23 protein-coding genes and 2 pseudogenes are annotated in these 23,897 nt (G+C 70.7%); 13 read left to right on the forward strand and 12 right to left on the reverse strand.

From position 1 onward, the window contains the following. Positions 1-422: 422 nt before the first annotated feature. Positions 423-1,166, reverse strand: a complete 744-nt coding sequence (locus tag ACZ5DS_RS21080; RefSeq protein ID WP_468240667.1) for a transposase — start codon at positions 1,164-1,166, stop codon at positions 423-425. A gap of 197 nt (positions 1,167-1,363) precedes the next feature. On the opposite strand from ACZ5DS_RS21080, the gene ACZ5DS_RS21085 reads away from it, so the two are divergent. From ACZ5DS_RS21085 to ACZ5DS_RS21095, 3 genes and pseudogenes are all read left to right on the forward strand, one after another. Next, complete coding sequence (locus tag ACZ5DS_RS21085; protein ID WP_468240669.1) at positions 1,364-1,696, forward strand: transposase; 333 nt, start codon at positions 1,364-1,366, stop codon at positions 1,694-1,696. Then, entirely contained in the window at positions 1,663-2,076 is a 414-nt protein-coding gene (locus ACZ5DS_RS21090) for an IS3 family transposase (RefSeq protein ID WP_468240671.1), read from the forward strand. Before ACZ5DS_RS21085 ends, ACZ5DS_RS21090 begins: the two co-directional genes overlap by 34 nt. A gap of 194 nt (positions 2,077-2,270) precedes the next feature. Next, positions 2,271-2,564: pseudogene (locus tag ACZ5DS_RS21095) on the forward strand (NF041680 family putative transposase); the annotation flags it as partial. A 9-nt stretch (positions 2,565-2,573) separates the two neighbouring features. On the opposite strand, the gene ACZ5DS_RS21100 reads toward ACZ5DS_RS21095, so the two are convergent. Beyond that, positions 2,574-4,232, reverse strand: coding sequence for a PLP-dependent aminotransferase family protein (locus ACZ5DS_RS21100; protein ID WP_468240674.1), 1,659 nt, complete (start codon positions 4,230-4,232; stop codon positions 2,574-2,576). 983 nt (positions 4,233-5,215) lie between these two features. Beyond that, positions 5,216-5,796 (reverse strand): annotated as a pseudogene (locus ACZ5DS_RS21105) (IS5 family transposase); the annotation flags it as partial. Positions 5,797-5,881: 85 nt separating this feature from the next. Between ACZ5DS_RS21105 and ACZ5DS_RS21110 the strand changes: the two are divergent. Then, positions 5,882-6,370: a hypothetical protein gene (locus ACZ5DS_RS21110; RefSeq protein WP_468240677.1), complete on the forward strand. Its 489-nt coding sequence runs from the start codon at positions 5,882-5,884 to the stop codon at positions 6,368-6,370. Positions 6,371-6,426: 56 nt separating this feature from the next. Here ACZ5DS_RS21110 and ACZ5DS_RS21115 read toward each other — a convergent pair whose 3' ends face one another. Next, positions 6,427-6,636 (reverse strand): hypothetical protein, encoded by a 210-nt coding sequence (locus ACZ5DS_RS21115; protein ID WP_468240680.1) that lies wholly within the window; start codon positions 6,634-6,636, stop codon positions 6,427-6,429. Positions 6,637-6,968: 332 nt separating this feature from the next. On the opposite strand from ACZ5DS_RS21115, the gene ACZ5DS_RS21120 reads away from it, so the two are divergent. Continuing rightward, positions 6,969-7,175 carry a hypothetical protein gene (locus ACZ5DS_RS21120; RefSeq protein WP_468240683.1) on the forward strand — a complete coding sequence of 69 codons (207 nt, stop codon included), beginning with the start codon at positions 6,969-6,971 and terminating at the stop codon, positions 7,173-7,175. Positions 7,176-7,496: 321 nt separating this feature from the next. On the opposite strand, the gene ACZ5DS_RS21125 is transcribed toward ACZ5DS_RS21120, so the two are convergent. Both ACZ5DS_RS21125 and ACZ5DS_RS21130 read right to left on the reverse strand, forming a co-directional pair. Then, positions 7,497-8,105 carry a hypothetical protein gene (locus ACZ5DS_RS21125; protein ID WP_468240686.1) on the reverse strand — a complete coding sequence of 203 codons (609 nt, stop codon included), beginning with the start codon at positions 8,103-8,105 and terminating at the stop codon, positions 7,497-7,499. A gap of 104 nt (positions 8,106-8,209) precedes the next feature. Beyond that, positions 8,210-8,506, reverse strand: a complete 297-nt coding sequence (locus tag ACZ5DS_RS21130) for a hypothetical protein (RefSeq protein ID WP_468240689.1) — start codon at positions 8,504-8,506, stop codon at positions 8,210-8,212. Between the two features lie 279 nt (positions 8,507-8,785). Here ACZ5DS_RS21130 and ACZ5DS_RS21135 point away from each other — a divergent pair, with 279 nt between their 5' ends. The 3 genes from ACZ5DS_RS21135 (at position 8,786) to ACZ5DS_RS21145 (ending at position 11,828) form a co-directional block, all read left to right on the forward strand. Further along, the gene (locus tag ACZ5DS_RS21135; RefSeq protein ID WP_468240691.1) at positions 8,786-9,130 is read left to right on the forward strand and encodes a hypothetical protein; all 345 of its coding nucleotides are present in this window, start codon (positions 8,786-8,788) and stop codon (positions 9,128-9,130) included. 257 nt (positions 9,131-9,387) lie between these two features. Beyond that, on the forward strand, positions 9,388-10,857 hold the full coding sequence (locus tag ACZ5DS_RS21140) for an APC family permease (protein ID WP_468240694.1): 1,470 nt from the start codon (positions 9,388-9,390) through the stop codon (positions 10,855-10,857). An 11-nt stretch (positions 10,858-10,868) separates the two neighbouring features. Next, on the forward strand, positions 10,869-11,828 hold the full coding sequence (locus tag ACZ5DS_RS21145) for a hypothetical protein (protein ID WP_468240696.1): 960 nt from the start codon (positions 10,869-10,871) through the stop codon (positions 11,826-11,828). A 12-nt stretch (positions 11,829-11,840) separates the two neighbouring features. Here the strand turns inward: ACZ5DS_RS21145 and nicT are convergent, their stop codons facing one another. The 3 genes from nicT to efeU all read right to left on the reverse strand — a co-directional run bounded on the left by nicT (position 11,841) and on the right by efeU (position 16,855). Continuing rightward, positions 11,841-13,007, reverse strand: a complete 1,167-nt coding sequence (nicT, locus tag ACZ5DS_RS21150) for a Nickel transporter NicT (protein ID WP_468240699.1) — start codon at positions 13,005-13,007, stop codon at positions 11,841-11,843. Positions 13,008-13,151: 144 nt separating this feature from the next. Beyond that, positions 13,152-14,435 (reverse strand): iron uptake transporter deferrochelatase/peroxidase subunit, encoded by a 1,284-nt coding sequence (gene efeB / locus ACZ5DS_RS21155; RefSeq protein WP_468240702.1) that lies wholly within the window; start codon positions 14,433-14,435, stop codon positions 13,152-13,154. Positions 14,436-14,824: 389 nt separating this feature from the next. Beyond that, a complete protein-coding gene (gene efeU, locus ACZ5DS_RS21160; protein WP_468240704.1) occupies positions 14,825-16,855 on the reverse strand; it encodes an iron uptake transporter permease EfeU in 2,031 nt (676 codons plus the stop codon). A gap of 199 nt (positions 16,856-17,054) precedes the next feature. Between efeU and ACZ5DS_RS21165 the strand changes: the two genes are divergently transcribed. From ACZ5DS_RS21165 to ACZ5DS_RS21185, 5 genes are read left to right on the forward strand one after another with little or no spacing between them, the layout of a single operon-like run. Next, positions 17,055-17,717 (forward strand): DedA family protein, encoded by a 663-nt coding sequence (locus ACZ5DS_RS21165; RefSeq protein WP_468240707.1) that lies wholly within the window; start codon positions 17,055-17,057, stop codon positions 17,715-17,717. Continuing rightward, entirely contained in the window at positions 17,717-18,319 is a 603-nt protein-coding gene (locus tag ACZ5DS_RS21170; protein WP_468240709.1) for a phosphatase PAP2 family protein, read from the forward strand. Before ACZ5DS_RS21165 ends, ACZ5DS_RS21170 begins: the two co-directional genes overlap by 1 nt. Further along, positions 18,316-19,080, forward strand: a complete 765-nt coding sequence (locus tag ACZ5DS_RS21175) for a phosphatase PAP2 family protein (protein ID WP_468240711.1) — start codon at positions 18,316-18,318, stop codon at positions 19,078-19,080. Before ACZ5DS_RS21170 ends, ACZ5DS_RS21175 begins: the two co-directional genes overlap by 4 nt. After that, the gene (locus ACZ5DS_RS21180) at positions 19,034-19,699 is read left to right on the forward strand and encodes a response regulator transcription factor (RefSeq protein ID WP_468240714.1); all 666 of its coding nucleotides are present in this window, start codon (positions 19,034-19,036) and stop codon (positions 19,697-19,699) included. The genes ACZ5DS_RS21175 and ACZ5DS_RS21180 overlap by 47 nt, the downstream gene beginning before the upstream one ends. Next, positions 19,696-21,081, forward strand: a complete 1,386-nt coding sequence (locus ACZ5DS_RS21185) for a sensor histidine kinase (protein WP_468240717.1) — start codon at positions 19,696-19,698, stop codon at positions 21,079-21,081. Before ACZ5DS_RS21180 ends, ACZ5DS_RS21185 begins: the two co-directional genes overlap by 4 nt. 6 nt (positions 21,082-21,087) lie before the next feature. On the opposite strand, the gene ACZ5DS_RS21190 is transcribed toward ACZ5DS_RS21185, so the two are convergent. The 3 genes from ACZ5DS_RS21190 to ACZ5DS_RS21200 form a co-directional block, all read right to left on the reverse strand. Continuing rightward, the gene (locus tag ACZ5DS_RS21190; RefSeq protein WP_468240720.1) at positions 21,088-21,915 is read right to left on the reverse strand and encodes a COG4705 family protein; all 828 of its coding nucleotides are present in this window, start codon (positions 21,913-21,915) and stop codon (positions 21,088-21,090) included. A 55-nt stretch (positions 21,916-21,970) separates the two neighbouring features. Then, on the reverse strand, positions 21,971-22,825 hold the full coding sequence (gene prcB / locus ACZ5DS_RS21195; protein ID WP_468240723.1) for a proteasome subunit beta: 855 nt from the start codon (positions 22,823-22,825) through the stop codon (positions 21,971-21,973). A gap of 75 nt (positions 22,826-22,900) precedes the next feature. Then, on the reverse strand, positions 22,901-23,842 hold the full coding sequence (locus ACZ5DS_RS21200; protein ID WP_468241269.1) for a lysylphosphatidylglycerol synthase domain-containing protein: 942 nt from the start codon (positions 23,840-23,842) through the stop codon (positions 22,901-22,903). Between the last annotated feature and the right edge of the window lie 55 nt (positions 23,843-23,897).

The raw sequence follows: 23,897 nt of genomic DNA on the forward strand, positions 1-23,897 counted from the left end.
ACGAGGCAGCATTGCCCGAGTGGCTCTTTCACCAGTCCAGCCTTGCGGCTGTGCTCAGGGTGGGCCATCTGGGCGATGCTGATCGGGTGAGGATGCACGTCTTCGCAACGCTGCGGGTTGGTCGGCGCCGAGGGCAACCTCGATCGTGCGCACTGGATGCCTCACGGGCGGCCCTGCCGCGCTGGGACGCCGATCTCACGCGGCGTGGGTCGGCTGCCGCTGGGTGGCGGACGGGGAAGAGCCACAGCCCACCACTCGAACCAGCGATAGCGCCACACGTGTTGCGCTGTATAGGTTCAGCTGCATCAGTGCTGAGCTGCATCAACGCGAGAACATCGGCATCGCGACACCTCGACCCCCTAGAGAACTGCCATCAGCGGCGTGCGTCTGCCGGAACTGGACGGCCTGCTCACTGAGCCTCTTCAGCGGTGCCTCTCCAGGGTGAGGACAGCTGCGGCGATTGACGTCAGGCGGTTGGGGCTGCAGCGGGCATGGCGGAAGATCCGCCAGGACTTGAGTTGGGCGAAGGCTCGCTCGACCGGGCTGCGGAGCCGGGCGTGCGCGCGGTTGACGGCCTTCTGGTGCGTGGTCAGCTCGCGGCCGCAGTGCCGTTTGAAGGGTGTGCAGAAGGTTCCGCCGGCTCCTTCGTAGGCTTTGTCCGCGAGGACGGGAATCTTCAGGCGTTCACACACGGTGATGATGCGGTGGGTGCGGGCGGCGGTGATGTCCACGGTGCGGCCCGGCAGTGCGGGCGAGTACCAGATCAGCTCGCCGGTCGGGCCGGTGACGGCCTGGATGTTCACGCCATGCCGTCGGGCCTTGCCGGAATAGTCGCGTTCGCCGTCGCCGACCCGGTCGCACTCGGCGATGGTGCCGTCCACGTACTCCGGCTTGGCCCGTCGCAGGGCGCGGGTGAGAGACGGGGCTTTGTCCCCCAGGAGTGCGGTCACGCTGTGTACGTAGGCGTGGGCGGTGGCTTCGCTGATGCGGAAGCCCGCGGCGATCTTGGCGAGGGTGGTGTGCTCGCGTAGATACACCAGGGCCACCATGGCCCGCTGGGAGGGGCGGAGCTTGCAGCGGCGGTCACCCTCGCGGGTGACGATCAGCATGGTCACCCACTCAACGAGTGCGTGCGGCAGGTCGAGTGCGCAAGGATAGGTCACCAACGAGGCAACCTGGCCGGCGAGTTGAGACGTGAGACATCTCGCTCAAGGGCCTCGCCCGTTACGACCCGCCGCCCGTCACCCGATCAGCGGCCACGCTGAAGAAGCTCAGTGATCCTTCGCTTGCGGCCCTGCCCGCCCAGATCCTTGAGGTTCCCCTCCTACTGTGGAGACCGTGACCGGAGGGATAGTTGGGGGTCATGGCATCCAGGAAGCGCATCTACGACGCTGAGTTCCGCGAGGGGGCGGTACGGATCGTGACGGAGACCGGGAAGCTGATTCCGGAAGTGGCTGAGGATCTGGGTATCCACCCGGGGACCCTGCACAGCTGGGTGTCGCGAGCGCAGCGCAACGGGTCGCCGTCGTCGGACCGGCCGGTGGCCGAGCCATCGCCAGGGGGTCGGCTGCGGAAGAGTGAGCGCGCTGAGCTGGAGCGGCTGCGGGCCGAGGCCAGGGAGAAGGACAAGCGCATCCGCGAGCTGGAGATGGAACGTGATGTGTGCAAGCGATTCGTGGCCTTGTGGGTGAAGTAGCTGAGGCGGACCCGGCCGTCGCGGTCGGGGTGATCAGCAACTGCACGGCCGAGCAGAAGATTCCGTACCGCACCGCCTGCCGGGCGCTGGGGGTTTCGGAGTCGTGGTTTTACAAGTGGCGCGACCACGCGCCGACCGCGCGTGAGGTGCGCCGGCAGCAGCTGGCCGAGGAGATCGAGGAGATCTTCCACGGCTCGGGCGGCACCTACGGCTCGCCGAAGGTGTTCATCGAGCTGGTGCGCCGAGGCTGGCGGGTATCGGTGAACACGGTTGCGCACCGAGGCCCGCATCAAGATCGCCACCTGGATCACCGACTTCTACAACACCAGGCGCCTACACAGCGTATGCGGGTTCAAGAGCCCGATCGACTACGAACGTGACTACCGAGCCACCCTCCCCGAGGGACTGGCCGCATAGATCGTCTCCACGCTGCGAGGGGATTGACAAATCTCACCCCCCAACTCTGCCTCTGGGCTCGCCGCAGCCTGCTGACCCGCACGGCACCGAACACCTACAAGATCACGCTGCCCGACACTTTGACACCGTCTCCGGGACCCTAACTTCGCGGCATTGCGTGATCACCACGCACACCCAGCTCCGCCTTGCCGCTCCGCTCGCCACCGACCAGCGCAAGCCCTGGGAGAAAACCACCCGCCCCGGCGTCGCTCTCACCCCGTCTCGCGTCCGGCGCGGGTTCCGACACCTCCGACCTCACCTGGCCTGCCCGGCCCGCGTGCCCAAACCCAGCCGCCCCGGCCCCGGACGTCCGCCCGGCTCCAAGAACCGGCACCCCGCCACCCGTCACAATGTGGGCAAAACCGCCAAACACCCAAGCATCCTCTACGAACGAGACCAAGCCAGACGTTAAGGATCAAGCTCACCGCGGCCCGGTGGCAAGGTCCAGGATGGCGGGGTCTTCGGCGAGTTCAGTCAGCAAGGTGTCCAGCTTGGCCCGATCGACTGACGGCATCAGGAAGACGTGCACGTAACTGCGTCGGGTGGACTCGTCACCGGGGGCCGTCAGCACATCCTGCGAGGACAGTGACCACTTCGCCACCAGTTCCGCGCTGGGTTTGCGGAAGCGCACGGTGACGGCGCCTGGGGTGCGTGCCGGCCAGAGCTCGACGCCCAGTTCCTGCTCCATAAGTTGCAGGCGCTGTTCCAGGTAGCCGGCCAGTTCCTGGGCGCTGCGGATCCGGTCCACCTGGTCCTGGTAGGAGTGCCGGGACAGGTGGTCCCAGAGGACCAGCGGGGAGAAGCCGTTGCGGGAACCGGCGAAGGTGGTGTCCGGCGTGCCGATGTAGTCCGGCTGGGACGGTGGTGAGATCTGGTACTTGACCTTCGTCATGTAGATACCGCACGGCCACGGCGCGCCGGGCCATTTGTGGCCGCTCATGGCTATCGAGGAGACCATGTCGAGCTCGCCGAACGTGCTGGTGGGCAGCATGAGGCCGAAGTCGAACTCCGGCAGCTCTGTCTCCGGGGTCCAGCCGTAGGACGCCGGTTTCTGGGAGGCCATCCGCATGAACGGGGCGTAGCCGGCGCCGAGGGCGCCGTCCACGTGGATCCAGAAGCCCCGGCGCAGGTCGACCAACGGCTCACCGGTGTGCGGGTTGGTGCCGTAGACCACCTCGCGCCGGACCAGGCCATGCTGCTCAAAGATCGGGAGCAGCCGCTCGCAGACCTTCCGTACGTCGTCGTGGGCGCCCTTGAAGGTGCTGCCGAGGTTGAGGTTGATGAAGATCGGGTGCCCATTCGCGGCGAAGAAATCGACCAGCACGGCCAGGGCGTCGATGTCGATCTCGCCCGGACCGTCCCAGGAGCGTCCTGAAGAGCCGGGCCGGGAGGGCACCTCGGCCGGCCACTCGCGCCGTCCCGTGGCGGGGTGGGGCAGCGGGCACTGGTCCGGGTACTGCTCCAGGCCGACGGTGTGGAAGGTCTCGACGCCGAGCACCCGCACGGCCTTGGCGAAGGAGTAGTGGGTGTCCTCGGAGTAGAAGGCCACCGGACGGTGGGCATGGGGGTTCTGCCGGTCGGGCGTGGCCTGAACATACCGCGGTGGGGCTGTCGGCGACTGGATCAGCGCCTTGCCGCTCAGGTAGTCCCGGGCGTTCCAGAGCGCGTACATGTTGCCCTCGGTGGAGCCCATGGAGAGCATGTAGCCCCAGTACGACTCGGGGTCGGCCGGGTCGTGCGGGCGCTTGGCGTTCCATAGCCGCGCGTAGTAGTCGAGCACCGCTCGCTCGAGCACCTTGGTGTTCGGCTTGTAGCCGCCGCTCTGGAACGGGTCGCCGAGGTTGTTGATGTTGTTCGGCATGAACCGGGCCAGGTCCAGCGCGGTGCCCTGCATGTCCTGCGTCGCCTGGTAGCCGACAAGGTGCTTGCGCTTATTCGAAAGGTACTCGTCCACCGTGTCCAGCGCGCGCAGCCGCTCAACGTCGTCCAAGCCGCTCACCGGGAGCACGAAGTCGCGGCCGTCCAGTTCCTGCCCTGGATCTGTGGCCGTCGCTGGGACGAAGGCGGCGGTCGGGTTCATGGGTAGGGCACTCCGGGGTCGTCGCGCGACCGTTCCGCAGGCGGGGAACGGCGGAGGGCGTTCGCCGCTCGCAGCCAAGATGGATTTTTACAACGCCCAGTGGACGATCTGCCGAACAAAATTCGGCATTTTCCCGTGATCTCTGGCGAATCAACGGAAACGGCTTGGTTCCTGGATCGCCAGCCGAATGATCAACAGGCCCGAGCGTGCCCAACGATGAGGTCCATCGAGCACCCATGGCTGTGAGTGTGTGGGGTGGGGTCAGTGAGTTGGGTGGCAGCGGGATCGGGTTCGGGAGTCGTGGAGCGGGTCGCGGTCACCCCTGAGCAGATCGCCACCTACAACCTGCCGACCGCCCCGCCGAAGACGACCGACCGGCGTTCCTTCTTCGGCACCACAACCACCCAGGCCGAGGCCCTGCCGCCCGAGAGTACTCCAGCACAGCAAACGGCCAGGTCAGCACCATCCGACGGGCTTCGGCGCCCCCACTCCCGGGGCCGACGTCGTGCGACTTCCAGCCCGCGAGGACGGCGAGGTTGGCGGCGACGCCCGAAAACCGGCGCTGGCAGACGTCAACCGGACTCTGGGCTGCCGAACCGGACAGGAACGAGCTCAAGGCAGGTCAGAAATGCTTGTGCCTGAGGGAAGCCGCAGTCCAGAGGGCATCACCTGCAGGCCGAACCTCGGGGGATGGCTGAAGTCGGCTACTTGGGACAAGTCGACGGTGCCGCCGCTGAAGCGGGCGGGCGGTGCCGTGCGGTAGATGGAAGGGAGGTGGTGTTCACCGAAGTTGACTGTGGTGCCGGTGAAGGTCGCGCCAGTGAAGTCGATGGTGCCAGCGGAGAACTCAGCACCCTCGAAAGGGACTTCTCCGCTTGTGAAGGCAGCGTCTCGGAAGTTCACACGAGCGCCGGTGGAGTGGGCACTGTCGAAGGTGACCCAGCCGCCACTGAGGGTGGCACGGTTGAAGCGGACGGTGCCACTACGGAATTCGGCGAGCCGCGATCGGCGAAGAGCGAGTCGGGCTTGCGGCGCGGCCGGCCCACCCGGCCGCGGACCGGCGGGATCGAGTCGAGCAGGGGCAGCATCTGGGTGACGTCGTGGCGGTTGCCACCGGTTAGCAGGACTGCGAGCGGGGTGCCGTGCCCGTCGGTGATCAGGTGATGCTTCGAGCCAGCCCGGCCCCGGTCGACCGGCGACGGGCCCGTGTGGCTCCCCCTTTTAGGGCTCTGACGTGGGAAGAGTCGACCACGCAGCGGGACCAGTCCAGACGTGAGGCCGCGTTGAGGTCTGCCAGCAGGACTTCGTGGAGCCGCTGCCGGACGCCGGCCTCGTTCCAGTCCCGCAGCCTGCGCCAGCAGGTCATGCCTGAGCCGAAGCCCAGCTCTTGGGGCAGGTACTCCCACTGGATGCCGGTGTGCAGCACGTACAAGATTCCGCACAGCACGTCCCGGTCCGGCAGCGGCTTGCGCCCGGGGTACCGGAACCGCCTCTCTCTCCTCGGCAACAGCGGTTCGATCCGCTCCCACAGCTCATCTGACACGACCCACGGCGACGCCCCCATGACCTGACCAACCAGCAACGGTCGGGCTGGGACACGATGACCGGTTCGGATACCGTCCTTGCGAGGGAGTTCACCAGGGGGATGGATGAACGCAGAGACCATCACGGCGATATGCGCAGTCGTGATCGCTGTCGCGTCACTAGTCGTCTCGGCCTACCAGACGCACGCCATGCGGCAGCACAACCGCCACTCGGTGCGCCCGATACTCCAACTACACCGCGGCTGGCCAGTGGGCGGCAGGGCGGGGATCCGGCTCATCAACTCGGGACTCGGACCAGCGGTGATCGTCGACAGCACGCTCATCGTCGATGACGAAGTGATCGGCGCCTGGAACAAACTCAGTGTCGACGGCGTCCGCGACCGCCTGTCGGTGCGCCCATCCGCTGTGACTTTCAACAACGGAGAGGTCATCGCCACCGACTACGAACAGTACTTGTTGAGTGTCGTGAGCTACGACCCGCAGAACGACGCCGAAGTCGAGGACCTGATCAATCGACGGCTCACACTCACGATCCGCTACGAATCCCTGTACGGCGGAGAGAACTACACAGCCGTCCTACGCCCCATCCCTTGAGGGGCCACCCCGCGCCATGCCACAGATCATTCTGTTAGCGGCTGTAAGACCGTGTCCTACGTGGTGAGGCAAAGGGCGTCGGTGATGTCGGCCAGGTCCCAGAGCGCGAGGGCCTGGCCGCGCATGGGGTTGGGTCGGGAGCCAGCCGGGGCGAGGCCTCGCTGACGTGCCCAGTCCCGGAACTGCTTCGGGTCCATGCCCAGGCTGTAGGCGGCCTGGGCGGTGGTGACGAGAGGCCGGCCGTCACGTCCGGTGGACTGCTTCATCGGCTGGTCCTGCCGTCCTTGCAGCAGCACCAGCCGTCGGCCATGACGCCCAGGTCCTGCTGTGCTCGGCCTGGCATGGGGCGCAGCACCAATCCGTGTGGTGGGGCGACTCGGTGTGGAGCTGGGTCAGGTCCTGGCCGTGGGCCAACTGGTGGCGGAATCGGCGGAACCAGCGGAGCTGTGACGCGGGTGCCCATCGGGCGACGACGGTCGGCACCAGGCCGTCGATGGGCGGATGCTTCGGCTCGTACGAGGGGTCTTCGAGTGGGGCGAGAAGCGTGGTGCTCACGTGTCCAGTGTGCCCGGCCGGTGCGCAGTGCCATGCTGGCTGCATGCACCGTCTGATCCGCCGTCTGCTGGGCATGGGGCCGAGTCCGTCCGAAGCTGCCCTGGCAGCTGGACGCGTCTATGTGGGCCTGTTCGTGCAGGGACTCCAGGATCCGCGTACGCTGACTGCCGAGGAGATGGAGCACCTCATGACCTACACCGGCGGCGTGGCACGCCGTTCCTTCTCCGAGTTGTACGACGCCGAGGACTGATCGGGCGTACGCTGATCAGCATCCGGCTGGCGACGTGCCGGTGAGAGCGATGGGAAGTACGGGTTCGAGTCCCGCTGCGGGCACCCAGTGGCGCCGCCATGGTGTAACCCGTCCGGGAGGCTGGGGTACCGGGAGGGGACCGCAAGGTCGGTAGCACGCCCATGCACGTCGCAACTCCTTGTTGGGTGGGCCGGGATTCTACCCCTCCCGGGCGCACGGGTTCGCGCGGCCCACCCGAGACGCGGGCGGTGTACGGCCACCCGGTACGCCTGCCCCTTTCAAGGGCTCGCCGCCAGCGTACGCCGTGGGCCCGACGGCCGATCACTGGTCGACACGGTGCCACGGGAGGCGGCGGCGCGGAGGCGCGTACATCACGGAGCGGACCGCAGTTCCGAAGTCGGCGGCTGCTGCTTCCAGCTGCTGGGGATCGCGGGATTGGTGGTAGGCGAAGGCCGCAGCCACGAGCGCGTCGGTGGCGTCACGCACTTCGGCACTGGCATGCCGCTGGAGCGGAGAAGCGGCGGCGACCACGGCTTCCAGCTTCGGCGTCATGCCGGCCGAAGCCTGCCGACTCTGGTGTCGCTCGTGGGCCAGGAACCAGCCGGCGCCGCCGAGAGCAGCGGCGATCTGACGTCGGTCCGAGCCCCGGACGAACGATGCCGGGGCGAGGCCTGTCACTGTGGCCAGGAGGAAGGCGCGCGCCTGTTCCTTCCAGTTGCTCCACAGGACGTGGTCAGCCTCGATGGCCGCGCGGAGTCCGGCGACGGCGAGCACCATGGCGTCGAACTGCGTGCCGAGAGCGTCGCGTTCGTTTTTCGCTTCGGCGCGGGCGGTCGCGCGGGAGTTGATGCGGGCGGTCAGCCCGGCACCGAGTGCGACGGCAGCAAGCGTGCCAGCCGTGTTGATCAGGGCGTTGATGTCGATGTGCACCGGCTCAGGATGTCCACGCGGCCGCCGTTCTGCTGTGGCTGTTGCGGAGCCGTGACGGCCCGGGGACCTGTGTAACCGTGCGTTCGGGCTGTTCGGGATGTGGCTCAGCGCTGCACGGTGCCGCCGAGGGCCTTCGCGATCTTCGGCGCCAGGCGTTGGCTGTCCGTCCGGGCAGCCTGGCCGGTGGTGGGCAGGCTGACCGCCCACGTGTCCCCGGTGACTGCGATACCGCCGAACCCTTGCGACATGCCCGTCCAGTTCCCCAACGCCTTGGTATTGGGGAACATGTTGATCCCATCATCGCCGGGCGCGGGCTGGCCGGCCTTGTCGGTGACGGTGAAGTTGTACGCCGTGCCACCGACATCGCTGATGTAGGTGTCCTCAGTCTCCTTGTGCAGCATGGAGACGGTGAAGCCAGCGGCGGTGAGGGCGTCGGCGATGCTCTGGGCGGTCTTGTAGCGGTGGCTGGTCGCTTGGGTCGCTGTCGCGACGGGTCTGCTGACGTGGTCCGCGTTGCTGTCCGAGGTGGTCTTTTCGGGACCGAGCAGAGCCCATCCGGTGGCGCCGAGGACGACGCCAAGGCTGCCGGCGAGCGCGGCAACCGACTGTGTTGCGCATAACTTCCCCCCAGGGCCAGTACTTTGACGCGGATCGTCCCACTGGCCCCATATGGGGTCAACTTGATCTCTGGGTGGCGGGCCGGGGTTCTACCCCTCCCGGGCGCACGGGTTCGCGCGGCCCACCCGGAACGTGGGCGCTGTACGGCCACCCGGTACGCCTGCCCCTCGCACGGCATGCTGAAGCTGCTGGTCTCCCCGGTGGACCGCACGCTGCTCGGCGTGCACTGCTTCGGCTCGGGCGCCACCGAGCTGATCCACATCGGCCAGTCCGTGATGGGCTGCGGCGGCACGGTCGACTATCTGGTCGATGCGGTGTTCAACTACCCGACGCTGGCGGAGTCGTACAAGGTGGCCGCCCTGGACGCCACGAACCGGCTGCGCCAGGTCGACCATCTGGCCGACTGAGCGGTATCCCAACAGGTCAGCGCGTATTACCGGTTGGTCATCTTGAAAGGTCAATGAGGGCCGCTATCATCGCACCCACACACGGTGACCGTCCGCCGACGCTCGGCAGCACGGTGTGTCCATCCACCCCGTTCTTTCCTGACCGGCTCCCGCCCGAAGCCATCCCTTCTCGGGTTCGAGGCGGGTCCACACCCCCCACCCGTACGCCGTCGGGCCAGGCGCCCGTGCGCCGTGCACAACCGGAAAGCGGCACGACCATGAGCAACAACAGGGGCAGAGGGCTGCAGGCCAATGTCCTCGGCACGTTCGACACCGTGGTGATGGCGGTGGCCGGCAGTGCGCCGGCGTACTCCCTCGCCGCGACCACCGCCGTCCTCGTCGGCGCGGTGGGACTGGCCAGCCCGGCGGCTCTGCTGTACTGCGCGATACCCATGCTGGGCATCGCCCTGGCGTTCAGCTATCTCAGCCGGATCGACGTCAACGCGGGCGCCAGCTACTCCTGGGTGGGCCGTACGCTCCACCCGTTCCTGGGTTTCATCAGCGGCTGGGCGCTGGTGATCTCGGCGACCATCTTCATGGTGGCGGGTTCGCTGCCCGCCGGGTCGATGACGCTGGCCCTCTTCGACGAGAAGCTCGCGGACAACACAGCGCTGTCCACGGTGGTCGGGGCACTGTGGTTCCTCGTCATGCTGGGCGTGGTGCTCGGCGGCGCCCGGCTCACCGTACGCGCCCAGCTGCTGATGTCCGGTGTGGAACTGGGCATCCTGGCGCTGTTCGCGGTGCTCGCCCTGTTCCACACGGGCAACGCCCGCGCCTTCGACTGGTCCTGGCTGGGCTTCTCGCACTTCGACGGCCTGTCCGGGTTCGCGTCCGGCGCGCTGCTCGCCGCCTTCTACTACTGGGGCTGGGACGTCACCTGCAACCTCAGCGAGGAGACCCGCAACAGCCGTCGTACGACCGGACTGGCGGGCCTGATCGGGGTCGGTATCGTCTTCCTGCTGTTCGAGGTGTTCACCATCGCGGTGAACGTCATCCTGTCCGCGAAGCAGATCGAGGAGAACGACGCCAACGTGCTCGCGGTGCTGGGCGAGGAGATCTGGCCCGGCTGGGGCGGCAAGCTGCTCATCGTGTCGGTGATGCTGTCCACCATCGCCACGCTGGAGACCACGCTCATCCAGGTCACGCGCTCGCTGTTCGCCATGGGCCGCGACCGTACGATGCCGGCCGCGCTGGGCCGGGTGCACCGCACCTGGAACACGCCGTGGGTGGCGATCGTGGTGGTCGGCGCGGTGGCGCTGGCGATGTTCATCGCCTCCAACGCGCTCGGTTCGGTGGGCGAGATCCTGGCCGACGCGATCGCTGCGATCGGCCTGCAGATCGCCGTCTACTACGGTCTCGCCGGGCTCGCGGTGGTCGTCGCCTACCGCAAGATCCTGCTGAAGTCGGCGGGCAACTTCCTCCTCGGCGGGCTGTGGCCGCTGTTCGGCGCCGTGTTCATGTTCTGGATCTTCGTGGAGTCGCTGGGCGAGCTGGACGGCGCCGCGATCGCGATCGGCATCGGCGGACTCGCGGTCGGCCTGGTTCCGATGCTCTGGTACTGGCGGCGGGGAAGCGACTACTACCGGCCCGCGAAGCTGGACGCGACCCGTGCCGTGGAGGCGGACTACGTTCCCGAGGGCGCCGGTGCGCCGTCCCGGCCGCACGAGGGTCTCCCCACCGACTTCTGAGGGAGATCCCGATGGCGCGAGACCGTTTCACGCCCGACTTCGACCCCGACTGCGGGGACGCGCCGCTCACCTCCGCCCGGCAGGACATCGTCATCGGCCGCTGGCAGGGCGTGCGGGACCTGCTGTGGGTCACCGGCGACGACCGGACGCTGCGCGGCCACCGGGTACGGCTGCTGGCGCAGGCCTGTGCCGGCAGTTCGACGGTGGAGTCCTGGCTGGCCGCCGAGCCCGGCAACGCCGACGCGCAGGTGCTGCGCGCGGCGACGGAGACGGCTCGGGCGTTCCACCTGGCCATCACCGCCGGGCGGGGCGTGCCGATCGACCGGGACCGCATCGACAGCGCGGTCCTGGCCTGTCTGCACGCCACCGACGCCTGCCCCGAGGACCCGACTCCGTGGGTGTCGCTGATCTCCGTGGCACGGCTGTACCCGACGGGCGTACGACGCCGGGAACTGGCCCGCTGGTGGGACGAGTTGCACGGGCGGGACCCGTACAGCGTGGAGGGGCATCTGCAGGTCCTGCACTACTACTCGGCCCGCTGGCACGGCACGCACGGCCTGATGTACGACTTCGCACGGGACGCGGCCGGGGTGGCACCGCCCGGCTGCCCGCTGCCGGTGCTGGTGCAGTACGCGCGGGTCGAGGAGTACCGCTACGCCCTCGACGGCGCGCGCGGACAGCACGGTTCGGTGAGCCTGGGCCAGCACTGGGACCACGACGGCGCCGTGAACGACGTACGGCGCACCTGGGAGCGCTGGGTGCGGGCCCGCCCGGACAGCGACGCGGCACCGACCGAGCTGCGGGACCTGAACTACCTGGCGCACGCGGCCTGCCTCGGCGGCACACCGGACGTCGCGGCGGCCCTGCTCCGGATGCTGGGCCGCCGCGCGACCCGTACTCCGTGGTCGTTCACGGGCGATCCGGCCCAGCAACTGACCAAGTGGCGGAAGGAGTTGGGGGTACGGGGCTGAGCACGGCCGGTGCTAGTCGGCCGGGCCCGAGAGCCCGGCCGTCCACCTTTCCTCGATGCGGGCCGCCTTCCACACCAGCAGGGCGATCGCCCAGGTGGCGAAGAACAGGCCGACGATGACGAAGCCGACCGTGTTGAGGTCGAGGCCGGCGATCCAGTCCCAGAACGCGCCGTGCAGGTCCAGCTTGTCGGCGAGCAGGCCGAGGAGTTCGACGGTGCCGATGATCAGGGCGACGGCGACGGACAGGCCGGTGATGGTGAGGTTGTAGTAGACCTTGCGGACCGGCTTGGAGAACGCCCAGCCGTACGCGAAGTTCATGAACGAGCCGTCGATGGTGTCCAGCAGGGACATGCCGGCTGCGAACAGCACGGGCAGGCACAGGATCGCGTACCAGGGCAGTCCGGAAGCGGCGCCCGAACCGGCGAGGACCAGCAGGGCGATCTCCGTGGCCGTATCGAAGCCGAGGCCGAACAGCAGGCCCAGCGGGTACATCTGCCACGGCTTGTTGATCGATCCGGTGACCCGGCCGAGGAGACGGTTCATGAAGCCGCGGTTGTTCAGCTGCTCCTCCAGGGCGGCCTCGTCGAAGTCGCCGGAGCGCATCCGGCGGAACACCTTCCAGATGCCGGCCAGGATGACGAGGTTGATGCCGGCGATGAGGTAGAGGAAGGTGCCCGAGACCGTCGTACCGATCAGGCCGGCGACCTCGTGCAGATGTGAGTCGTCGTCGCGGACCGGTCCGGCCAGGGTCTTCATGCCGAGGGAGAGCAGCAGGGCCAGGCCGAAGACGATGCTGGAGTGGCCGAGCGAGAACCAGAAGCCGACCGATAGGGGCCGCTGCCCCTCCCCCATCAGTTTGCGGGTGGTGTTGTCGATGGCCGCGATGTGGTCGGCGTCGAAGGCGTGCCGCATGCCCAGCGTGTACGCGGTCACGCCGATGCCGATGCCGAAGGCCGCCGGTGCTCCGGCGGATGCAGCGCCGAGGCTGAGGTGTTCCGGGGCGACGATGCCGACGAGCGTGCCCCAGCCGATCACGTGCAGTGCGAGGACGAAGGCGGCCATCCCGCCGACCCTGGTCCACTCCTGCCGCGTCATGGAGCCGCGGACGCGGTGCCAGGCCGAGCGCGGGGCGTCGGCCTGGGCGGGGAGGGACGGAGCTGAACCAGGGGCGGCCGTCATGGGGAGGGTGTTTCCTTCGGTGGTGGTGCGGGTAAGGCTGCGCTGCACAGCCTTGTGCCATCCGCACGTACCTGCAACTGATGTGCAGTAAAAGCTGCGGCAGGCCTTTCCCATGAGGAGGGAAAGGCCTGCCGTGAGGGCGGGTCAGGCGGAGAGCAGGCCCCTGCCCAGCCAGTCCTTGCCGTCGTGCACGCCGGGCAGGGCGAAGAAGTAGCCGCCGCCGGTCGGGGAAATGTAGTCGACCAGCGGCTCGTCGATCAGCCGGGTCTGCACGGCCTCGAACTGGCGCTTGACGTCCTGCTGGTAGCAGCAGAAGACCAGGCCCATGTCGAGGTTGCCGACCTTGTCCACGCCCCGGTCGTAGTTGTAGCCGCGGCGCAGGATGCGTGAGCTGTCGGTCTTCGCGGTGCGCGGGTTGGCGAGGCGGATATGGGCGTCCACCGGGATCGCGGTGCCGTGCGGGTCCTTGGCGTAGTTGGGGACGTCGGTCTCCTTGGCGCCGTCGAGCGGGGCGCCGGTGTCCTTGCGTCGGCCGAACATCTTCTCCTGCTCGGTGAGCGAGACCCGGTCCCAGAACTCGACGAGCATCCGGATGATCCGGATGACCTGGTAGCTGCCGCCCTTCGCCCAGTCCGGCTCGCCCTGGCCGTCGCCGACCCAGATCAGCCGGTCGGTCTCGCGGGACGAGGTGACGTCCGGGTTGGCGATGCCGTCCTTGAAGCCGAGCAGGTTGCGCTGGGCGCCGGTGGGACGCGGGGCGTTCTGGAAGCCGTCGATGCGCCACTTGATCTGCATGGCGCCGCGGGTGTGCCGGGCGATGTCGCGCAGCGCGTGCAGCACGGTGTCCTGGCTGCCCGCGCACAGCTGCAGGGAGAGGTCGCCGTGGCACTCGGCCGGGTCGAGGTTGTCGTTCGGGAACGTCCGCATGGGAGTCAGCCGGATGGGCTTGGCCTTGGCGAGGCCGTAACGGTCGTCGAAGAGGGACGCGCCGACGCCGACGGTGACGGTCAGGGAGTCCGGCGGGACCTCGGGGCCGAGGATGCCGTTGTCCGAAGGAGGCGCGCCTACGCCGAGGTCGGCGGGGGCGCCGCCGGAGGTGAGGAAGCGGGCCCGCTCGGTGATGGTCCGCAGCAGGTCGGCCAAGCCCTTGCGGTCGTCGGTGATGACGTCGAAGGAGACGAAGGTGGCGGCGGCCGGGGCCGGGGTGAGGATGCCCGCCTGGTGTGCGCCGTGGAAGCGCACCTTGGCATCGCTGGAGGCGCTGTCCGCGGCCTGCGCGTCGGCCGTGCCGGTCCGGCTGAGCGCGAAGCCCCCGCCGCCCAGGACCGCGCCCGCGGCCCCGGCGCCCAGGGCGGTACGGACGAAGGAGCGGCGACCGTGACCGGCAGGGCAGCCGCCCTGCGGGGCGGACGTTTCGGCGGACGGCATGGGGGCGTTCCCTTCACTGCGGGTGGAGCCGGCGGGCGCGCGGTGGGCGCGGGCCGGGGTGGGGCGGATGGAATCGGCGGGCACGCGGTCGGCACGGGCCGGGGTGGGGCGGACGGGATCGGGGCAGTCGGCCTCTGCGGGCTCCGGTGGCGCCGCCGTGACGGGGCAGTCGGCAGCAGCAGACGCCCGGGACGGACTCGGGGGCGCGCAGTCGGCACGGGCCGGAGCGGGGCGGATGGAATCGGCGGACGCACGGTCGGCGCGGCCACGGGCGGGGCGCACGGAATCGGGGCAGTCAGCCGCTGCAGGCTCCGGTGACGCCGTCGTGGCGGGGCGGCCGGTACCGGCAGGTGCACGGGACGGACTCGGGTGCGGGCGGGCGGTGGGCATCAGGCGGACTTCCGGATCTCCAGCAGGTCCGGGACCGGCGCGAGGTTCTCCAGGAGCTGGCCGGTGGCTCCGTTCACGCGCTGCCGGGCCGTCGCGTCGAGCCGGTCGACCGGCGTCCACCGGTCACCTTGGTGCGCCGCGTCCAGAAGCTTCTGGAGCCGGGCGATGTCCGCGTCGACCGTCGGGAGCAGCTGGGGTGCGCGGCGGGTCAGCAGCGGGTGGAGGACGGTGAGCAGCTCGCGGGTGCCGGCGAGGTTGGCGTCGGCGGTGGCGAGGTTCGTGCCGCTGCCCTGGTCGGTGTCTCCGGTCAGCTCGAACTGGAGGGTGTTCTCCAGGATCTCGTGGGCGCGCAGCGGCAGATCGCCGGGATCGAAGGTCTGGGCCGGGAAGGCCTTCTGCAGGCCCGCGGCCGCGTCGGCGAGCTGCTTGGCGGGCGCGCGCAGGTCCTGGGCCGGCTCCCCGTGCCACAAGCCGTGCTCCACGCGCAGGAAGCCGGTGAAGTCCTTGTCCCGTACGCCGTCCGGCATTCCGTCGGGCCGCCCGTTGATCTTCTGGTCGAAGTCCTCGAAGGTGCCGTAGGCGGCGCCGAGGGAGGCGTAGGTGCGGTGGGCGGTCAGCCAGTCGCTACGGGCCCGGTCGAGCCGGCCGGACTCGATGTCGTCGTCGAGGGTCTTGGTCTGGGTGACGAGCGTGGCCAGACCCTGCTGGACGTAGGCCTTGTACGCCTTCAGAGGTCCGGCGAGGTCCTGTTCGGAGACGGGGACGACCGGCTTGGCCGCTCCGCCGCCGCTGACCCGCACTGCCGTGGAGGTGACGGCCTTGCCACCGGTGGGGACGCAGCGCCAGGCGTAGCTGCCGCCCGCGACGGTGGCGACCAGGTCGCGGGTGGTGCCGGGGGCCAGGCCCTCGATCTCGCCGTAGACCGCGCTGGTCGACGGGTCGATCAGATACACCTCGGAGGTCTTGCTGCCGGTGTTGTGCATCTGGAAGGTCTGCCGGCCCGGCTTGGGGGCGGTGAAGCCCTTGCCGCACTCGGTCTCGGAGACGGCGACGGTCTGGTCGCCCGCGGGCTTGGGGCGGGCGAAGGCGACGACGAGTCCGGCGAGCAGGGCGGGTACGGCAACCACGGCGGCCGGGATCACCCACACGGGCCGGCGCCGTGGCGGGCGGTCCGCCTTCGGCTCGGGCGCGGGCCGGTCGGCGTCCGGCTTCGGGGTGGACGCGCGGACACCGCGGACGAACAGGGTCATCACTACGGCGAGGTAGGCGACGTAGGCCACGACCTGCAGCCAGGTCATGGTCGGGGTCAGGTTGAACACGCCCTGGACCAGCGTGCTGTACCAGGAGCCGGCGTCCACGCTGCCGGACAGGTCGACCGCGTAGGCGGTGTTGCCGGGCAGCGCCCCGCCCTCCTGGAGGTCGCGCAGGCCGTAGCCGAGGACACCGGCCGCGATGACGATGAGGCACACGCCGGTTGCGGTGAAGAACCTGGTCAGGTTGATCTTCAGGGCCCGGCGGTACAGACCCCAGCACAGGCCGGCCGCGAGGACCAGGCCGATGGCGGCGCCGGCCAGCGGGCCGGCCGACTCGCCGGCCGCCCGGGCGGTGGTCCACAGGAACAGGGCCGTCTCCAGACCCTCGCGGCCGACCGCGAGGAACGAGGTGAGGACCAGCACCCCGGAACCCATCGCGAGCGCGCCGGTGACCTTCTCCTTCAGCTCACCGGAGAGGGTGCGGGCCGAGCGGCGCATCCAGAAGACCATGGCGGTGACGAACGCGACGGCGATCACGCTGAGGATGCCGCCGAACGCCTCCTGGGCGGTCGCGGACAGGGACGCGGCGGTGAAGGTGAGGACCGCGCCGAAGCTCATCGCCACGGCGATCGCGGCCAGGACGCCCGTCCACACCTGGGGCAGCCGCGAGCGGGCCTCGGCCCGCACCAGTGTGGCGATGAGGATGGAGACGATGAGTCCGCCTTCGAGTCCCTCCCTCAGTCCGATCAGGAAACTCGGAAACGCGTCGTCCCACATGCCGTACGGCCCTCCCAGTTAGCGAAGGCATGCCTTACCTTCGCGGACCATCATGACTACAGTCATGTAGTCGGTCAGTCACGAGGCGGCAACGAAGAGGCAAAGACCGGGAACGATCCCCGCGCGTCGGTCGTCTACAGATCAGTCGACCGTCTACATATATGTAGTCGGATGAAGCCGGAGGAAAGGGCGTGCGGCGATGGCCACTCCCTCAGACCTGTCGTCGCAGCTCGCGGTCAACGTGCTCGACGCCCACTCGCTGCTGGCCGCCTTCGGGGTGATCGGCGTCGGGGTGGTGCTGTTCGCCGAGACGGGCCTGCTGATCGGCTTCTTCCTGCCCGGCGACTCCCTGCTGTTCACGGCGGGCCTGCTGTGCACGGGCGCCTCCGACCGGGGTGTGCATCTGTCCCTCGGGCCGCTGCTGGCCGCGGCGGCCGTCGGCGCGCTGGCGGGCTCGCAGTGCGGGTACCTGCTGGGCCGCAGGGCGGGCGGGGCCCTGCTGGCGCGCAGCCGGTCGGCCCGGCTGCACGAGGGAGCACAGCGCGCCGAGGAGCTGCTGGAGCGCTACGGATACGCGAAGGCGATCGTACTGGCCCGCTTCGTACCGGTGGTGCGCACGGTGCTGAACCCCATGGCGGGCGCACTCGGCGTGCCGGCCCGGACGTTCACGCTCTGGCAGGTGGCGGGCGGGCTCGGGTGGAGCCTCGGACTCACCCTCGCCGGATACGCGCTGGGCTCCTCGATCCCGAACGTCGACAAGTATCTGCTGCCGGTGATCGCGCTGATCGTGGCCGTGTCACTCATCCCCCTCGCCGCCGAGGTGCTGCGCTCCCGCAGGGCGGCCAAGGAGGAGGCGCGCTGATGATCCTGGCGCTCGCGGGCTCGTCGGTCGACGGGCCGCTGTACCGGGACGTGGTGGACCTCGCCCACCGCTCCCCCGGCCGGCTGGACGGCGTCGTCACGGTGTGGTCGACCTACGGGCCGGCGGTGTTCACGCTGCTCATGGTGGTGGGTTGGTGGCGGGCCCGGCGGAGGAGTGCCACGGCGGGCATCACGGCGTTGACGGTTCCGGTGGCCGTGCTGGTGGCCTTCGGCGCGGACGCCGGGCTGACGCTGCTGGTCCGGGAGGACCGGCCCTGCCGGGGCCTGCCGTTCCGCACGCTGGAGGCGTGTCCGGCGCCGGGCGACTGGGCGTTCCCCAGCACTCACACCGCGATCGCGGCCGCGGCGGCGGTCGCCCTGTTCTTCGTCTCCCGCCGGCTGGGGATCGTCGTCTCCGGGTTCGCCGTGGCCATGGCCGCCTCCCGGGTGTGGGTGGGTGTCCACTATCCGCACGACGTCCTGGTGGGAGCCCTCGTCGGCGGCCTGGTCGCCTTCCTCGTGATGAGCGTGCTCCGGCACCGGCCGCGGGACCTCGCCGGACGGCCGGCGGCGACCTGGCTGCGTCCGCTGCTGGTGTCATGAACCGCAAGGGCATCGCGGAGCTGGCGGGCGGTGCCGCGCTGGGCGCCTGGACGGCGTTCGCGGTGCTGGCGTTGCTCGTCTCCGGCCGGCACGGCGCCCCCCTGTTCCCGGACCACTCCCTGCTGACCTGGGCCGTAGGACATCGCCCGGGGATGGCAGTGGCCGTGGCCCGCGGGCTGACCGCCACCGGCACCGGAGTCATCCCGTACGCGCTGGTCGTCCTGGCCGGACTGCTCACCGGCCACGGCCGGCGACAGCGGCTGGTCGTCGCATTCTTCATGGTCGCCTGCCTCGCCCTCGGCCAGGCCGTGCGCTACGGCGTCATGGAGCTGGTCGGCCGGGCCCGCCCGCCCCGCTCCGACTGGCAGACCCACGCCTCCGGCTGGTCGTTCCCGTCGGGGCACACCACCACGGCGGCCCTGACGGCCGGTCTGGTGATCCTCGCGATATGCCTGCGCTCCCCGCGGCACGGCCGGCTCCCGTTGTGTCTGGCGGTGGCCTGCTGGGGGGCCGCGGTGGGCCTCACCCGGGTCTTCCTCGGCGTGCACTGGTTCACCGACGTGCTCGGCGGCTGGCTGTTCGCCGTCGGCTGGCTCGGCCTCTGGTCGTGTGCGGCGGCCTGGTGGCTGCCTCCGCCCCTGATCGCCGGTAGCGGCACCGGCGAGCTGGACCCCCCACCCACCACCGACACGGCCGACGCGCCGTTGGAGAAGCATGCGCCCCAAGATCCTGGTGGTCGAGGACGATCACGCCCTGCGTGACGTCCTGCGCCGCGGACTGCACGACGAGGACTTCGACACGGTGTCCGCCCCCGACGGCGCCACGGCCCTGCGACTTGCCGCACCCGACGTGGCCGCCGCGGTGCTGGACGTCGGGCTGCCCGACGCGGACGGGCGGGACGTGTGCCAGGCGATGCGCGCCAACGGCTTCCTCGGCCCCGTCGTCTTCCTGACCGCGCGGCACGGGCTGACCGACCGGCTCTCGGGCTTCTCGGCGGGCGGCGACGACTATCTCCCCAAGCCCTTCCACCTGGCCGAGCTGGCCGCCCGGCTGCGGGCCGCCCTGAGACGGGCCGCTCCCGCGCCGGCGCCCGCCGCCGCGGGCGGGCTCGTCCTGGACGCCGTACGGCACAGCGCCACCGTGGACGGCACCCGGATCGAGCTGACACCGACCGAGTTCCGGCTGCTTGCGGCGCTCACGGCGGCGGGCGGCGATCTGGTGCGCCGCCGCGAGCTGGTGCGGACGGGCTGGCCGGAGGGCGCGCAGGTCAGCGAGAACACGCTGGACCAGTACCTGACGCGGCTCAGGCGCAAGCTGCGCGCGGCGGGCAGCGAGCTGAGCATCGGCACCGCCCGCGGGATCGGCCACCGGCTCGCATGAAGGTTCCCGACCGGATCAGGCTCCCGGCCCGAATCGCCCGTCTCGCGCCGAACACCCTGCGTGGGCGGCTCTCGTTGGTCGCGCTGACCACGGCCGCGCTCCTGATGGTGATCCTCACGGTGGTCTTCAACACCGTGGTCGGCCACCGTCTCCAGATGGAGGCCGACGACGAACTGGGCACCCGAGCCGCGGCCGTGGCCACCACCGTGGACACGCGCGGTGGCCGGGTCCGGGTCCTGGAGACCGTCAACGACCGGCTCCTCGACACGAATGCGTGGATCTACGCCCGCTCCCGCCTCCTGGAACAGCCGCCGTCCGCGGCCCGCACGGGCGCCCTCGACCGTGCCGCCCGCGCCCTCGCCGCCGCGGGCGGGCGCGGCTGCGCCACCGTCGACGGCCACGACCCGGTCCGCCTGTGCGCCGAGCCGGTGCCCGGGCCGGGGACGCGAGCCACCATCGTCACCGCCCTGGACCTGTCGCCGTACCGGAGTTCGGCGCGGACGCTGCTGCTGGGTTCGTTCGCGCTGGACGCGGTGATGCTCGCCTGCACCTACGCACTGACCCGTCTGGCGGTCGGCCGGGCGCTGCGGCCGGTGCGCACGATGACGGACCAGGCGACCCAGTGGAGCGCCGTGGCCTCCGAGGAGCGGTTCGGCGGCCGGGGACGGCCCGCCGAACTGGCCGCGCTCGGCACCTCGTTGGACGCGCTGCTGGACCGGATCCGGGCGGTGCTGCGGCACGAGCGGCAGCTGACCGGCGAGCTGTCGCACGAGCTGCGCACCCCGCTGAGCCGGATCGTGGCCGAACTGGACTGGTGGCGCTCGCGTCCCCGCTCCGCGGCGGAGACCCTGGCGACGCACGAGGTCATCGCCGACGCGGCCCGCTCGATGCGCACCATCTGCGACACGCTGCTGGACGAGGCCCGCGCAGGCGTGCCCACCGCCCCCGGCACGGCCGAAGTACTGCCCGCCCTGCGGCAGGTGGCCGCGTCACTGGACTCCCCCGGCCCGGTGCGGATCACCGTCGCCGTCGACGCGACCCCGTTGCGCGCGGGGGTACAGCCCGCCCTGCTGGAGCGGATCGTCAGCCCGCTGCTCGCCAATGCCGGGCGCTACGCCCGTACGACCGTGACGCTCGCCGCCCGCCGGACCGCCGACGGGATCCGGGTGGAGGTCACGGACGACGGGCCGGGCGTACCCGAGTCGTTCCGGGACCAGCTGTTCCAGCCGGGCCGGCGGGCCGATCCCGGCGACGGACACGGCGGAGCGGGCCTAGGGCTGCCGCTCGCGCGGCGCCTGGCCCGCTCCGCCGGAGGCGAGGTGTCCCACGATCCCGGGCACGCTCCCGGCGCCCGGTTCGTGGTCACACTGCCCGCCGGATGACGGCCGTCAGGCGGCCTGCCCCACGGCCCGCTCCTCGGTGACGTCCTTGCGGGTGACAGACAGGAAGACGACGAGGCCCAGGATGACCGCGAGGAACAGCACGCTGGTGACGACGGTGCCCAGGCCCAGGCCGCCGTCGCCGGTGGGCTGGGAGAGGTAGTCGCCGACGGAGGCGCCGAGGGGGCGGGTGAGGACGTAGGCGATCCAGAAGCTCCACACCGCGTTCAGGCCGAGCGCGAACCGGGCGATGGCGACCGCGGCGATGGCTGCAGCGAACAGCACGGCGGACACCCAGTAGCCGAGGTCCATGCGCTCGGCGAGCAGGTCGCCGGCCGAGGTGCCGAGGGCGAAGGTGAACAGGACGGCCAGCCAGTAGAACGCCTCGCGGCGGCCGGTGTCGATGTGGTGGATCGACAGGGTGCGCTCGGTGCGGTACCAGGCGGTGAAGACGACGACCAGCGCGATCGCGAAGACGGTGGTGGTGGTCTCCAGCGGCACGCCCATGTTGTCGGTGAGGTTGTCGCTGACCAGGGTGCCGACGACGCTGATCAGGGCGACGGCGAGCCAGTACACACCGGGGCGGTAGGCCTTGGTGCGGAACTGCACCACGAGGACGACGGCGAGCAGCGCGCTCATGAGCAGCGACACGCCCGTCAGGCCGAGGCCGGCCTTCTCGTTCAGCAGGTCGGCGGCGGTTTCGCCGACCGTCGTGCACAGCACCTTGATCACCCAGAAGTAGACGGTGACTTCGGGCACCTTGTTCCAGCGCACGCGGCGGCCCGGCGCGAGGGTGCCGGTCTCCGTCAGCGTGGTCCGAGAGGTCTCTGATGTCATGGGACCCGACGGTGCCAGCGGAAACCTGAACGCATCCTGAGTACCCGGGCCCGGGTCAGGCGCCGGCGTGCGGTCCGTCCGGGCGGCCGCTGCGCTGCCGGACCGTCTCGCGGCTCAGCTCCTCGGTCTCCGCCTCGGCCAGCCGCTCGAAGCCGTCCTCGGTGATGACCGAGACCACCGGGAAGATGCGGCGGTTCAGGTCGGGGCCGCCGGTGGCCGAGTCGTCGTCGGCGGCGTCGTACAGCGCCTGGAGCGCGGCCAGGGCGGCCTCCTGGCGGGTGAGGTCCGGCCGGAACAGCTTCTTCAGCGCGCCCCGGGCGTACGGGGATCCGGAGCCCTCGGCGTGGAAGTGCCGCTTCTCGTACCGGCCGCCGGCCGCGTCGAAGCTGAAGATGCGTCCGCGGCGGCCCTCGGGCGCGCCGGTGTCGTACCCGGCGAGGAGCGGGACGACGGCGAGGCCCTGCATGGCCTGGGCGAGGTTCTGCCGGATCAGGGCTGCGAGGCGGGTCGCTTTGGCGCCCAGGGACATCGGCGTGCCCTCGATCTTCTGGAAGTGCGTGAGTTCGACCTGGTAGAGCCGCACCATGTCGAGCGCGAGGCCGACGGATCCGGCGAAGGCGACGGCCGTGTGGTCGTCGGCAGGATGCACCTTTTCCAGGTCGCGCTGGGCGATGAGGTTGCCCATGGTGGCCCGGCGGTCTCCGGCGATCAGCACGCCGTCGCGGAAGGTGAGGGCGAGCACCGTGGTGCCGTGCGGGATGCTGCCGGGCGCGGCGCGGACGCCGTCCGGGAACGGCGGTGCGGTGGGCAGCAGGCCGGGGCGGTGTGCGGCGAGGAACTCGGTGAAGGACGAGGTCCCGGGCATGAAGAACTCCTCCGCCGGCCGCCCCGCGCTGTGCTGCTCCGTCATGCCGTTCCCCCTCCTGCGCCGCCCCGCCCTCTTCGTCTCCTACCTGGCGCGGGCGGGCGGGAAACTCCCGCCCGCTCACAGGGCCTTGCGCCGGACGAGCACCGCCAGCACCAGCAGGCCTGGGAGCAGCGGCAGCCACACGGTCAGCAGCCGGTAGCCGAGCACGGCGGAGGCGACCGTCGCGGCGGGGGCGCCGGACGAGGTCAGGGCGAGGCCGAGAGCTGCGTCCAGGCCGCCGAGTCCGCCCGGGGTGGGCAGCAGGGCGGCCGCGCTGCTGGCGGCGAGGTACAGCAGGGCCACCTGGAGGGGCAGCAGCGGCAGGTGGACGGCCCGGGTGACGGCGATGAGCACCAGGGAGTGCAGGGCGGCGAAGGCGAGCGAGCCACCCCAGAGGGCGGCCGCGCGGGCCGGGGAGGTGTGCACGGCACGGATGTCGGCCAGGATGCTCGCCAGCACGGCGCGGCAGCGCGGGCGCAGCGTGCCGGCCAACAGCACCCCGAGCAGGACGGCCGCGGCGAGAACGGCGGCGACGGCGGCCCAGGAGACGTGCGGGATGCACAGCAGGCCCGGGCAGAGCGGGGCGAGGGCCACGATCAGGGCGAGGCGGACCGCGGCGCCTGCGGTGGACTTCACGGCGAGCGCACCGGCCGAGCGGCCTGCCGGCAGCCCGCAGCGCATCAGGAAGCGAAGGTTCACCGCACCGGCGCCGAGCCCGGCGGGCAGCAGATGGCCCGCGGCGGAGGCGGCGAACTGCGCGGCCAGCAGCCGCGGTCCGGGCAGCCGCCGGGCGACCGCGCCCTGCTGGGCGAGTGCCGAGGCCGCCCAGGTGCCCACGGCCGCCGCCGCGCCGAGCAGCAGCCATCCGTGGTCGGCGACGGCCAGCCGCAGCGCCCCGGCCTCCACCACCGGCCAGTGCCGGCCGGCCAGGTAGACGGCGCCCAGCAGGACGGCGAGGCAGGCCAGGGAGTGCCAGTGGGTCCGCCGGCGGCCGACGGCGAGGTCCGCGGGGGCGGGCACGAGCGGGCCGGCGGCCGGGAGGGAAGCGTCATGAGGGGCCTCCCGTACGGCGTGC

The sequence above is a fragment of the Streptomyces sp. NPDC031100 genome (genome assembly GCF_055570785.1).